The organism is Nitratireductor arenosus, assembly GCF_009742725.1.
Taxonomy (GTDB): Bacteria; Pseudomonadota; Alphaproteobacteria; order Rhizobiales; family Rhizobiaceae; genus Mangrovimarina; species Mangrovimarina arenosa.
Genome location: NZ_WPHG01000002.1, coordinates 949862 through 962612 on the forward strand (window position 1 = coordinate 949862; position 12751 = coordinate 962612).

13 protein-coding genes are annotated in these 12751 nt (G+C 64.7%); 3 read left to right on the forward strand and 10 right to left on the reverse strand.

The genetic code is table 11. The features are described 5' to 3' along the window. Window positions 1-3: 3 nt before the first annotated feature. The 10 genes from bamA to GN330_RS11630 all read right to left on the reverse strand — a co-directional run bounded on the left by bamA (window position 4) and on the right by GN330_RS11630 (window position 10094). A complete protein-coding gene (gene bamA, locus GN330_RS11585; protein ID WP_156712793.1) occupies window positions 4-2400 on the reverse strand; it encodes an outer membrane protein assembly factor BamA in 2397 nt (798 codons plus the stop codon). 214 nt (window positions 2401-2614) lie between these two features. After that, the gene (gene rseP, locus GN330_RS11590) at window positions 2615-3754 is read right to left on the reverse strand and encodes an RIP metalloprotease RseP (RefSeq protein ID WP_246188656.1); all 1140 of its coding nucleotides are present in this window, start codon (window positions 3752-3754) and stop codon (window positions 2615-2617) included. A 62-nt stretch (window positions 3755-3816) separates the two neighbouring features. Continuing rightward, window positions 3817-4632: a phosphatidate cytidylyltransferase gene (locus GN330_RS11595; protein WP_156712795.1), complete on the reverse strand. Its 816-nt coding sequence runs from the start codon at window positions 4630-4632 to the stop codon at window positions 3817-3819. Between the two features lie 43 nt (window positions 4633-4675). Continuing rightward, a complete protein-coding gene (locus tag GN330_RS11600; RefSeq protein ID WP_156712796.1) occupies window positions 4676-5395 on the reverse strand; it encodes an isoprenyl transferase in 720 nt (239 codons plus the stop codon). Window positions 5396-5434: 39 nt separating this feature from the next. Then, complete coding sequence (gene frr / locus GN330_RS11605; protein WP_156712797.1) at window positions 5435-5995, reverse strand: ribosome recycling factor; 561 nt, start codon at window positions 5993-5995, stop codon at window positions 5435-5437. A gap of 40 nt (window positions 5996-6035) precedes the next feature. Then, complete coding sequence (gene pyrH, locus GN330_RS11610; protein WP_156712798.1) at window positions 6036-6758, reverse strand: UMP kinase; 723 nt, start codon at window positions 6756-6758, stop codon at window positions 6036-6038. A 105-nt stretch (window positions 6759-6863) separates the two neighbouring features. After that, window positions 6864-7787 (reverse strand): translation elongation factor Ts, encoded by a 924-nt coding sequence (gene tsf / locus GN330_RS11615; protein ID WP_156712799.1) that lies wholly within the window; start codon window positions 7785-7787, stop codon window positions 6864-6866. 139 nt (window positions 7788-7926) lie between these two features. Next, on the reverse strand, window positions 7927-8742 hold the full coding sequence (rpsB, locus tag GN330_RS11620) for a 30S ribosomal protein S2 (protein ID WP_156712800.1): 816 nt from the start codon (window positions 8740-8742) through the stop codon (window positions 7927-7929). Window positions 8743-8943: 201 nt separating this feature from the next. Further along, a complete protein-coding gene (locus GN330_RS11625; RefSeq protein ID WP_156712801.1) occupies window positions 8944-9270 on the reverse strand; it encodes a DUF4031 domain-containing protein in 327 nt (108 codons plus the stop codon). An 11-nt stretch (window positions 9271-9281) separates the two neighbouring features. Next, on the reverse strand, window positions 9282-10094 hold the full coding sequence (locus GN330_RS11630) for a cell envelope integrity EipB family protein (protein ID WP_156712802.1): 813 nt from the start codon (window positions 10092-10094) through the stop codon (window positions 9282-9284). 190 nt (window positions 10095-10284) lie between these two features. Between GN330_RS11630 and GN330_RS11635 the strand changes: the two genes are divergently transcribed. The 3 genes from GN330_RS11635 to GN330_RS11645 are packed head-to-tail and all read left to right on the forward strand — an operon-like array spanning window position 10285 to window position 12737. Further along, window positions 10285-10743 (forward strand): RidA family protein, encoded by a 459-nt coding sequence (locus tag GN330_RS11635; RefSeq protein ID WP_156712803.1) that lies wholly within the window; start codon window positions 10285-10287, stop codon window positions 10741-10743. 7 nt (window positions 10744-10750) lie between these two features. Beyond that, window positions 10751-11476, forward strand: coding sequence for a glycerophosphodiester phosphodiesterase (locus tag GN330_RS11640; RefSeq protein WP_343040598.1), 726 nt, complete (start codon window positions 10751-10753; stop codon window positions 11474-11476). A gap of 55 nt (window positions 11477-11531) precedes the next feature. Next, window positions 11532-12737, forward strand: a complete 1206-nt coding sequence (locus GN330_RS11645; protein WP_156712944.1) for a GNAT family N-acetyltransferase — start codon at window positions 11532-11534, stop codon at window positions 12735-12737. Window positions 12738-12751 lie beyond the last annotated feature (14 nt).

Sequence of the window (12751 nt, forward strand, 5' to 3'; positions counted from 1 at the left end):
ACCCTAGAAGCGGGTGGAAACACCGAAGTTGATATTCTGGACCTCGTCGGTCGGTTCCTTGACGATCGGGAACGCGTAGTCGAGGCGGATCGGACCGAAAGGCGACGACCACAGAATACTGGCGCCGACCGAAGCCCGCCACTTCATGCCCGTCGTCGACGGATCGGCGTCAAGCAGCGTGTTGCCGTAGAGCGTCGCGGCATCCACGAACAGCGCGCCCTTCAGGCCGAAGCCGTACGGCACCAGCGGCAGCGGGAACTGCGCCTCGGCGGAGGCATGGAAATAGGTCGTGCCGCCGAGATGGTCGGTCGGAGAGGTCAGCGAGGCGGGTCCGATGCCGCTTCCCTCGAAACCGCGGATGATGCGGTCGCTGTTTTGGAAGTGGTCGAACAGGCGCAGGGTCTGGCCGGTCGGAATGATGTGACCGGCGCCGGCGACCAGAACGCCGACGACATCCTGCTCGTCGAGCAAGGTGTGGTAGTAGGTGCCGCGTCCCGTCAGCTTGACGTATTGGGCGTCGCCGCCAAGGCCGGCAACCTCGACCGAGAAGGTCGAATAGATGCCCTCGCGTGGGTTCTTCATGTCGTCGATGGTGTTGTAGAGCAGCGTGCCGCTGACCGCCGACTTCACCCACGGGCTCTGGCCGACGGCGGTGACGATAGCCGGCGAGATCACACAGCCCGGATCGGGAATGCCATCAGGCGGGGCGACACCGGTTCCGTTCGTGATGCTGTCGCAGGCACCGGTAAGGCCGTATTCCTCGACCGAATAGGAATAGGCGACCTGTCCGGTGAGCGCCTCGGTGATCGGCAGGCCGAAGCGTACCGTCGCGCCGGTCAGTTCGGACGTGTAATTGTCGAACGACCGCGTCTGCCGGAAAATGTCGAAGCCGGCCGAAATCCGCCGGCCCAGGAAATAGGGCTCGGTGAACGACAGGCCGTAATCGCGCGAGCCGTTGCCGCCGCCGACCGACACTTTGATGAACTGGCCGCGGCCGAGGAAGTTCTTCTCCGAGATCGAGCCCTCGATGTTGACGCCTTCGCGCCCGCGGGCCGAATCGCCGGTGGAATAACCCGCGCCGACGGAGAACTCGCCGGTCGACTTCTCGACCACGTCGATGACCAGATAGACCTGGTCCGGCTGCGATCCCGGCACGGTGGAGATGTTGACCGCGGTGAAATAGTCGAGCCGCTCGAGGCGCCGCTTGGCGCGCTGCACCAGGACCTGGTTGAAGGCATCGCCTTCGCTGATGTCGAACTCGCGGCGGATCACATAGTCGCGCGTGCGGTCATTGCCGCGAATCTCGATGCGCTCGACATAGGTACGAGGCCCCTGGTCGATCGAATAGACGACCGAAATGGTGCGGGTTTCGAAATCGCGGTTGCCGCGCGGCGTGACCTGGGTGAAGGCGTAGCCCATGCCCACGGCACGCTCGGTCAGTGCGATGATCGTGTCTTCCACGTCCTTGGCGGAATAGACATTGCCGCGACGGGTCTCCAGCAACGAATCGAACGCGCCGGTATCGATGCCGTCGAGCGTGGTCTCGATGGAGACGTCGCCGAACGTGTAGCGGTCGCCTTCCTCGATCGTGACGTTGACGGTGTATTCGTTGGAGGTCTCGTCGAGTTCGGCCGAGGCCGAGATCACGCGAAAATCCGCATAGCCGCGATTGTAGTAGAAGCGGCGCAGCGCCTCCTCGTCGGCCCGCAGCCGGTTTTCGTCATAAACGTCGTCGCGGAACAGGAACGACAGGATGTTCGACTTCTTGGTCGAGATCACGTCGCGCAGGCGCCTGTCGCTATAGGCGTTATTGCCGACGAAATTCACCGCCGCGATCTTGGTGCGGCCGCCTTCGGTGATCTCGTAAACGACGTTGACGCGGTTTTCGCCCAGATCGATGGTGCGCGCGCTGACCAGCGCGTCCTCGCGGCCGATCTGCGCATAGGCCTGGCGAATGGTGTCGACATCGGCTTCCATCGCCGCGTTGGAGAACGACCCGCGCGCCCGCAACTGGACGGCCCGCGCCAGATCCGCGTCCTTGAGCTTGCGGTTGCCCTGGAAAATAACCTGGTTGACGATCGCGTATTCGTCGACTTCGACGACCAGCGTCGAGCCGCGGAAATTGATCCGCACGTCGGCGAACAGGCCGGTGCCGAACAGCCGCTTGACGGCTTCGTCGATGTCGGCCCCGGAATAATTCTGGCCCTGGCGGACGTTCAGGTAGCTGCGGATGGTTTCATTGTCGACGCGGCGATTGCCACGGATATCCACCGAGCGAACGACGGCTGCCTCGGCCACCGCGACCGTGGCCATTTGAAACGCGAAAGAGCCGGACACAATCATGCCGGCCGAAAGAGCGGCCGCCGATGCGGCGCTCAAAAATTTCCTAGTTGCCTTCATCGGGCTAAATTACCTTGTTCTCGTAGTCCCCACGGCGAGAAACCGGATATCTGATCGTGCCTGATACCCTATTACCCGGAAATTCCATACACGCAAGGCTTCTGGTTAATTTGCATTTACTAATCCGCCGTGCGTGGCTTTCTCGTCACGCAATTTGCCGGAAATGGTAAATGGCTAGTCAATCCAATACGCTGTCGCCCGCCGTTCTCGTTCCTCAACACCCGAATATGTCGTTCCAGAAAACGAATCCCATAAACACCAGTACCAGCAGCAGACCGACCCGGTAAACCGCCTCCGTCACGCGTTCGGAGACCGGGTGTCCGGTCGCCGCCTCAACGGCATAAAACACCAGATGGCCTCCGTCCAGCGGCGGGATCGGCAAAAGGTTTAGCACACCGATGCCGACGGACAGAAGCGCCACCAATTGTATCAGCCGCTCGAAGCCCTTGCTTGCCGCCTTGCCGGCCATGTCGGCGATACGCACCGGGCCGCCGAGCTGGCACCGGTCCTCACGCCCTGCCACAAACCGTTTCAGAAATTGACCGGTGCGCGCGATGATATAGCCGGTTTCCTTCACGGCTTCGCCGACGGCTTCAAGTGGGCCGTACTCCACGGCGCGCGGTTGACCGGCCTCCGGCGAGCTGACGACCCCGATGATCCCGATCTTGATCGTGTTGCCGAGCGCGTCCGTCTGCTCGGTGCTTTCCGGCGTCGCGTGCAGCGTCACCTCCTCACCCTGGCGCAGCATGACGAAGGTCAGTTCGTCGCCGGCGCGGCCCGAGACGAGCCGCTGCACGTCGGCGAAGGTCTCGATCTTGCTGCCGTCCACTGTGACGAAACGATCGCCCGGCAGGAAGCCGGCCGCGTCGGCCGGGCTGCCGGCGCGGATCTCCGACACGACCGGTTCGGAAACGAAGCGACCATAGGCGGCGAACATCACGGCGAAGACCACGATCGTCAGCAGGAAATTGAACAGCGGGCCGGCGACCACGGTCGCCGCGCGCTTCCAGACCGATTGCAGGTGGAAGGCGCGCGCGCGATCGCTTTCGCTGAGCGCTTCCATTTCGTCGGAGTCAGGCTGGCTGGTGGCGCTCATGTCGCCGACGAATTTGACGTAACCGCCGAGCGGAACGGCGGAGAGCTTCCAGCGCGTTCCATGCCGGTCGGTGAAACCGATCAGTTCGGGACCGAAGCCGATCGAAAACGCGTTGACGCCGATGCCGCACAGCCTGCCGATGAGATAGTGCCCCATCTCGTGCACGAACACGACCACCGTCAGCACGAACAGGAACGGCACGATTGTACCGATCAAAAGACCGTTCGCGCCGATAATCGAGTCCAGCATGCCGCCCATTTCCATCTATCTGTTGCCCCATGCACGCGTCGGTCCGCTCTTGCGAGAAGGCCGAGCCGCGCTCAGCCGGATCCGAATGCGGCCAGGGGATCGTTCGGTCCCGACGCGGCCACGCCGATCAGGTAAAGGCCAATCACGGCGGCGACAAGACCGTCGACGCGATCCATGACGCCACCATGGCCCGGAATGAGGTTGGAGGAATCTTTCGCGCCAAAATGACGCTTGAGCCAGGATTCGAACAAATCGCCGATTTGCGAGACAGCGCTCAAAAGCACGATCGATACGATCAGCAGCCCGCCGATTCGCAGACCCGAGACGGTTGCCACGGCCAGTCCGGCAACAACGGCGAACAGCACGCCGCCGACTGCCCCGCTCCAGGTCTTGCCCGGCGAGATCGCCGGCGCCAGTTTCGGCCCGCCCGCGAGCCGGCCGACGAAATAGGCGAAAATGTCGGTCGCCCACACGACGGCGAACAAGAACAGCACCGCGACCAGTCCCGCCGGCGCGTCGCCGCGAATGGCGGAGGCGGCGATCACCGGCAAGACCGCATAGGCGATGCCGCCGGCGCCCCAAAGCCCCTGCCCCGACACCAGGCCCGAAGCCAGAGCCAGCCCGATGCCGGCCGCGAGCGCAACCAGCACGGTCGATGGCGGCAGTCCGGCAAGCACCATCAGCAAAAGGACGCTCGCCACCACGCCCATCAACGCGAAATGCGTCCTGTGGCGGGTCTGGCCGCTCAACAGGCACCATTCGATGAAAATGCCGCCGCCGACGGCGACAGCGAGCACGCGAAACGCCGCCCCGCCGAAATAGGTCAGGCCAAGCGCGACGCCGGCCAAGATGACGGCGGAGACGAGCCGCAGGTGGAAATTGCTCATCGCCGCGCCCGACGCGAGGCCGGCAATCGGTCCGGCCCGGCGTTCACGAGGCCACGTCCCTGGCGGCAACGCCGCCAAAGCGCCGATCCCGGTTTTCGAAGGTCTCGATGGCGGCGAGCAGGTCGTCGCGGCTGAAATCGGGCCAGTGGCCCGGCAGGTAGATGAATTCGGCGTAGGCGGCTTGCCACAGCAGGAAATTCGACAGCCGCTGGTCGCCGCCGGTGCGGATGATCAAGTCGGGATCGGGGATGCCGGCCGTATCGAGAAACGCGGCGAACGTGTCCTCGGTGACCTGGTCGGCGGTGATCTCGCCGCCCGCCGCCATGCGCGCGATCTTGGCCGCGGCGCGGGCGATCTCGTCGCGCGCGCCGTAGTTGAAGGCGATGACGAGGTTCATCGCGGTATTGTCGTGGGTCAGCGCCTCAGCCTCTTCAAGCAGCGCCTTGATGTCGGGCTTCAGGCCCTTGCGGTCGCCGATCACGCGGACCTTGACGCCGTTTTGATGCAGTTCGGCAAGGTCGCGGCGGATGAAAAGCTTGAGCAGGCCCATCAGATCGTTGATCTCGGCTGCCGGACGCGACCAGTTTTCGGAGGAAAACGCATAGACCGTCAGCCAACCGATCCCGGCTTCGCCGGCCGCGCGCACGGTCTTGCGCAACACCTCCACGCCGGCGCGGTGGCCGGCCGTGCGCGGCATGCCGCGCGCCTTGGCCCAGCGGCCGTTGCCGTCCATGATGATCGCGATATGAGCCGGTTTGGTCATCGCCGCCTTTCAGATCAGCAAACAGCCCCGTTGGTCCGATCACACATGCATGATCTCGGCTTCCTTTTCGGCGAGCACGCTGTCGATCGAGGCGATCGTGTCGTCGGTCAGCTTTTGCACCTGGTCGGAGCGCGAGCGGACCTCATCCTGGCCGAGATCGCCGTCCTTTTCCATCTTCTTCAACCCCTCCATGCCGTCGCGCCGGACATGGCGGGCGGCCACGCGGGCGCTCTCGGCATATTGGTGGGCGATCTTGACCAGTTCCTTGCGCCGCTCCTCGTTCAGTTCGGGAAGCGGGATGCGCAGGGTCGTGCCGTCGACGATCGGGTTGAAGCCGAGATTGGATTCGCGGATGGCGCGGTCGACCGCGCCGACCAGCGTCTTGTCCCAGACCGAAATCTGGATCATGCGCGGTTCGGGAACGGTGACGGTGCCGACCTGGCTGATCGGCATCGGCGAGCCATAGGCCGTGACCATGATCGGATCGAGCAAATTCGCCGACGCGCGTCCGGTCCGCAAGCTCGCCAGATCGTGCTTGAAGGCGTTTACCGCGCCCTCCATCCGCCGCTGCAAATCCTTGTAATCATATGCGCTGCTCATTGTCTGGCTCCGTCTTCCGGTGGCGTTCGCGGACCTTGTCTCAATCGTCGGAGACAATGGTGCAGCGGCCTTCTCCCTTGAGGATCGCTCCGAATCCACCCTTTTCGTGTATCGAATAGACGATTATCGGAATGTTGTTTTCGCGCGCAAGCGCAATCGCGGCGGTATCCATCACCGCCAGACCCTTTTGCAGCACCTCGCGGTGGGTGATGCGGTCGTAGCGGCGCGCGTCGGGGTTGTTTTTCGGGTCGGCCGAATAGACGCCGTCGACCTGGGTGCCCTTGAACAGCGCATCGGCGCCGATCTCGGCGGCACGCAGTGCCGCGGCCGAATCGGTGGTGAAGAAGGGATTGCCCGTTCCGCCGGCGAAGATGACCACCTTGCCCGCGTTCATATAGGCCGTCGCCTTGCGCTGGGAAAAGCTCTCGCACAGTTCGGGCATGGCGATCGCCGAAAGCACGACCGCGTCGACCCCGATCTTGACCAGCGAGGTGCGCATGGCGAGCGAATTGATGACAGTGGCGAGCATGCCCATATGGTCGCCGGTCACCCGGTCGCCGCCGGCCGAGGCCACCGCGACGCCGCGGAAAATATTGCCGCCGCCGATGACCAGCCCGACCTCGACGCCGAGCGCCCGCGCCTCGGCGATGTCGGCGGCGACCTGGTCGGCCACCGAGACGTCGATGCCGAACCCCTGCTTGCCCATCAACGCCTCGCCGGATGCTTTCAACAGGACGCGGCGATAGGGCGGGTTGGCGGGCATCACACACTCTTTGTCGTTCGGGGAACCGTTGCGCGGCTTGCGATACACGAAGGGCGTCGCGATGTCACGCGACGCCCTGATAGTGCTTGCGGTGCTAAGATAGAGTTATTTTTTGACCGCCGCGGCTACTTCGGCGGCGAAATCGCTTTGCTCGCGCTCGATACCCTCGCCGAGAGCGAAACGCACGAAACCGGTCAGCTTGGCGGGTGCGCCGATCGTCGCTTCGGCTTCTTTCAGCGCCTGTTCGACGGTGAGGTCCGGATTGATGACGAAGGCCTGCTTCACCAGCACCACTTCCTCGTAGAACTTGCGCAGCCGGCCCTCGACCATCTTGTCGATGATGTTGTCGGGCTTGCCGGAGGCGCGCGCCTGGTCGGCGAAGATTTCGCGCTCCCGGGCCACCGCTGCCGGATTGAGTTCCTCCGTGGTCAGCGCCATCGGGTTGGTCGCGGCGACATGCATGGCGACCTGGCGCGCGAAGGCGCGCGCCGCCTCGGCGTCGCCGGCGGTCTCGATACCGACGAGCACGCCGAGCTTGCCGAGATTGTCGCCGACGGCATTGTGGACATAGGTCGCCACCGCGCCCTGCCCCACCGTCAGCTTGGCCGAGCGGCGCAGGCTCAAATTCTCGCCGATGGTCGCGATCGCGTCGCGCACCTGGTCGACAACCGGCTTGCCGGTGCCGGGATAGGCGACCTGGGCGACCGCGTCGGTCGATCCGTCAGTCGCAAGCGCAACCGCTGCGATGTCGCGGACCAGGTCCTGGAAAGCCTCGTTGCGGGCGACGAAATCGGTCTCGGAATTGACTTCCACAACGATGCCGGCATTGCCGTCGGCGGCGACGCCGATCAGGCCCTCGGCGGCGGTGCGGCCGGCCTTCTTGTCCGCCTTGGCGACGCCCTTCTTGCGCAGGAAGTCGACCGCGGCTTCCATGTCGCCGCCGGTTTCCGTCAGCGCGCTCTTGCAGTCCATCATGCCCGCGCCGGTCATCTCGCGGAGCTCTTTCACCTGTGCAGCCGAAATGCTCATCTCTACCTCTCGTACCAAGCCGGGTCGGACGCCGTCCGGCAGTCCTGCGCAACCGTTGCGCACACCCGGGAATGCCTCGTTCGCGGCCGGCACGGTTGGCACCATGCCGGTCCGCCTCGCAGATTGCTGCGACGGATTTTTACGCGCTCTTGCCGGCTTCGGCTTCGGGCGCAGGCGCGGCTTCGGAGGCCGGCGCGGCTTCGGGTTCCAGCGCGGGCTCGTCAGGAGCTTCCTCGGACGCGCCGACATCGACGCCGAGCGCGCCCTGCTGACGCGCGATGCCGTCGATCGCCGCCTTGGCGATCAGATCGCAATAAAGCGAGATGGCGCGCGCGGCGTCGTCGTTGCCCGGGATCGGGTAATCGACGATGTCCGGATCGCAATTGGAATCGACGATCGCCACGACCGGAATGCCCAGCCGCTTGGCTTCCTGGATCGCGATCGCTTCCTTGTTGGTGTCGATCACGAACATCAGGTCCGGGGTCGAGCCCATGTCGCGGATGCCGCCGAGGGCCTTGTTGAGCTTTTCGCGCTCGCGCTCGAGGTTGAGTCGCTCCTTCTTGGTGAAGCCCTGGGCGTCGCCGGCCAGCAATTCGTCAAGCTTGCGCAGGCGCTGGATCGAATGGGAAATCGTCTTCCAGTTGGTCAGCATGCCGCCCAGCCAGCGCGCATTGACGAAATATTGCGCCGAACGCTGCGCCGAATCGGCGATGATCTCGGACGCCTGACGCTTAGTGCCGACCATCAGCACGCGGCCGCCGGCGGCCACCGTGTCGGAGACTACCTTGAGCGCCTGGTGCAGCAGCGGAACGGTCTGCGACAGGTCGATGACGTGGACGTTGTTGCGGGCGCCGAAGATGTAGGACGCCATTTTCGGGTTCCAGCGGTGGGTCTGGTGGCCGAAATGAACGCCGGCTTCCAAAAGCTGACGCATGCTGAAATCGGGCAGTGCCATAGGGTTTTCCTTTCCGGTTTGGCCTCCACGGGCGAACGACGACACCGCGTTTGCGATGACGCCACCGGCGGCGACGACCGGATTTCTCCCGGCGCGTTACCAATCCCCGTGTGTGGAATGAGCGCGCAAATAGGGGATTTTACCCGCTAATGCAAGCCTTGTGCCTGCCTGCCGTCCTGCCGGGCCTGCGCGGGCGGGTTTTTACGAGCCGGCAGCTCTCTTGCGTCCTGCCCGCGCCGCAAGCGACGTCTGCTCGCGCCATTTGCCGTTCGGCACCCGAACCCGCCGGAACACCGCGACGATCTCCTCGCGTCCGCAGGCGACCGCACCCAGCGCCAGCGCTCGGCTGCGCTCCAGCCCGGTAATGTCGTAATGGGGCGCCGACGTCTTCGGCGGCCCCTGGTAGGAGAGCCGGGTGATGCCGAGCCTGGCAGCGAAGCCGTGCAGTTCCTCGGGGCTGTCGGCCAGCAGATGGCACCATTTCCGGCCGGCGAAGCGCCACAGGGGACGGTCGACATAAACGGCCATCGCGCCGGCCGTCAGTTCCCGCAGCCCGCCGGCTGCTCGAACACCGCCAGATCGACCAACTTTCCGGACATGGAAAAATCGCCATAATCCATGACGAGGTCGCGGGTGATGCCGTTGGGATGCAATTTGAAGTCGATGCGGTAGTCCGGCAGTTCCTCACCTTTCGAAAGATCGAAATAGGCGATCGACACCGGCCAATAACGCGCCGGCTCGATGGTGCCGGCGGCCGGGAACTCGCCGTCTTGCGGATCGGTGGTTTCCGACTGGCCGATGATCACCGTCGTCGTCATGATGCGGTCGGCGTCCTCGGACCCGTCATACAGGTTGGTTTCGTAGAAGGTCTCGCCCGCTTCGGCCTTGTCGATCAGCTCCTCCAGGTGGCGGGTGGGAAACTGGGTCGCCTCCAGCGTCACGGTGCCGCGCTCGGGCTTGTCGATCTCAATCACGGTGGCGCCGTCCTCAAGCCGGGCACGACCCTTGACCTCACGGTCGAGCGCGCGGTCGACATAGGCCTTGGTGACGAAATCGAAACTGTTGCCGCCCGGTCCCTCGTAGGTCGATGTCTGCTGGTCGGTCATGCGCGAGACGTCGGCGGTGTGGATCTGGGTGACGAAGCGGAAATTGACCGTATAGCCCTCGCAGGCCGATCCGTTGAACTCGTAGACCATGCGTCCGCGCGCCGCCGTGATGCCCGAACGGTCGGAGGCTTCGTCGAGCGATATGTCGTAGACGGCCCGGTGCGGAACCAGGCCCGGCTGGGCCATGGCCGGCGCCGCGACAAGCCCGCAAAAGGCGCTGGTGGCGAAAGCGCGGATGACGCGCATGACAGTCTCCCTGACCTCCGCCGCGGCGGATCTTGAATGACGGTCGGTGGCGTTTGCGCCGTCATATGGCTGATTCCTGGGCACAGTATTAAATATGGCTTGGCGGAAGCCAGAGCAAATTACACTGTTGGCGCACCGGTACCGTGCCGAAGACAGCGGGAAGCGCCACGATAGAGGGGGCCGCACGATCATGACAGCCGAACAGCGCCTGGCCGACATGGGCTACGATCTGCCGCCTGCCGCTTCCGCGGCCGGTAACTATCTGCCCTTCGTGCGAACCGGTTCGCTCTTGATGATCTCCGGGCAATTGCCGCTCAGGGACGGCAGGCTGATCGCTACCGGGCTGCTCGGCCGCGAGTTGACGACAAATCAGGGCCAGGACGCCGCGCGTCAATGCGCCTTGAACCTGCTCGCCCAGGCCCGGGCGGGCGCCGGCGATCTGGAAAACATCGTCCGGCTGGTGAAGATCACCGCCTTCGTCGCCTCGACGCCGGACTTCACCGAACAGCATCTGGTCGCCAACGGCGCCTCCGACCTGCTGGCCGACGTGCTGGGCGAGCGCGGCCGGCATGCGCGCGCCGCCGTCGGCACCGCGGTCCTGCCGCTCAACGCGCCGGTCGAGATCGAGGCGATGTTCGAACTTGGCTGAGCGTGCCGTGCACGACCTGTCGTGGCTGACCGCGCGCCCGATCGCGCATCGCGGCCTGCACGACCTCAACCGGATGCGCTGGGAAAACACCCTGCCCGCCTTCGAGGCGGCCTGCGCCAAGGGTTATGCGATCGAATGCGACGTCAGGCTTTCAGCCGACGGGGTGGCGGTGGTCTTTCACGACGCCGAACTGGACCGCCTCACCGGCCGGCCGGGGCTTGTCCATCACCATACGGCCGCCGAACTGGGCGCGATGCGGGTCGGGGAAACCGACGCCCGCGTGCCCTCCCTTTCCGAGACGCTCGCCTGCGTTGCCGGGCGGGTGCCGCTGGTCATCGAGCTGAAAGGGACCGAGGGCGCCGATGCGGGGCTGGTGCGCGCCGTGGGCCGCGATCTCGCTGCCTATTCCGGCCGGGCGGCGATCATGTCCTTCGACCCCTGGCTTGTGCGGCGTTTTTCGGCCGACGCGGCGGGCATTCCCGCCGGGCTGACCGCCATGGGCACGGAGATCGAGCAACTGGAAAACCATTTTTCCATGCTGGCGCACGGCATCGATTTCGTTTCCTACGGGGTTTCCGACCTGCCGAATCCGTTCGTTGCCTTTGTCCGCGAAAGGCTCGGCATGCCGGTCATCACCTGGACGGTGCGCACGCCAGACGACATCGCCCGCACCGTCGCCTTCGCCGACCAGATGACGTTTGAGGGCTTCGAGCCCACTCTCGCCGCCCGATGAGGAGAGAGGCCGGGTTTTGCCTTGCAAGCCGGACCGGGCACCATATCTTGGCATGATGGCGACAGACGGCGAATGCAATGGCTCCACCGAGGCGGACGAATTCGTCATTCGCGTCGTGCCCTCGTTCAGCCAGTTCACCGAAGCCGAATGGCGGATGCTCGCCGGCACCTGTCGCGACGATGAAAAAACACCCTACAACCCCTTTATTTCGCACGGATTCCTGAGTTCATTGGAAGAGGCTGGCTGCGCCGTCCGCGAAACCGGTTGGCAGCCCCAGCACCTGCGCCTCGAAGGTCCCGGCGGTGTCCTCCTCGGTGCCGTTCCATGTTTTTTGAAATCGCACAGCCAGGGCGAATACGTCTTCGATCACGGCTGGGCCGATGCGTTCGAGCGCGCCGGCGGCGCCTATTATCCCAAGCTCCAGGTCTCGGTACCGTTCACGCCGGCGACCGGCCCGCGCCTGCTCGCCCGGCGCGGCGGCGATCCGGCACCGGCGCGCGGTGCGCTCGCGGCCGGGCTGACGACGCTGGCCGAACGTCTCGGCGTGTCGTCGGCCCATGTCACCTTCGCGCCGGAGCCGGAAGTCGATGCTCTGCAACAGGCCGGGTTCCTGCACCGGACCGACCAGCAGTTTCATTTCCGCAACCAGGATTACGGATCCTTCGACGACTTCCTGTCCTCGCTCGCCTCGCGCAAGCGCAAGGCGATCCGCAAGGAGCGTCGCGACGCGCTTGGAGAGGCAATCACCATCGAATGGCTCAGCGGTCGTGATCTGACGGAAGCGGTCTGGGACGATTTTTATCGCTTCTACATCGATACCGGCGGGCGCAAATGGGGCCGGCCCTATCTCACCCGGCGCTTCTTTTCGCTGATCGGCGAGCGCATGGGCAACGACATTTTGCTGGTCATGGCGCGGCGCGGCGGGCGCCATATCGCCGGCGCGATCAATTTCATCGGCGGCGACACGCTGTTCGGCCGGCATTGGGGCTGTGTGGAGGACCACCCGTTCCTGCATTTCGAGGTTTGTTATTACCAGGCGATCGCGTTTGCCATCGAACGCGGGCTGAAAGTGGTGGAGGCCGGCGCGCAGGGGCCGCATAAGCTGGCGCGCGGCTACGTGCCGGTCACCACCCATTCCGCGCATTTCATCGCCCATCCGGGGCTCAGGCGCGCGGTCGCCGACTATCTCGACCACGAGCGCGCCGATGTCGCCCGTGTCGGCGCCTATTTCGAGGACCACGCCCCGTTCAGAAAACCGTGATCGCGACGGCCGCT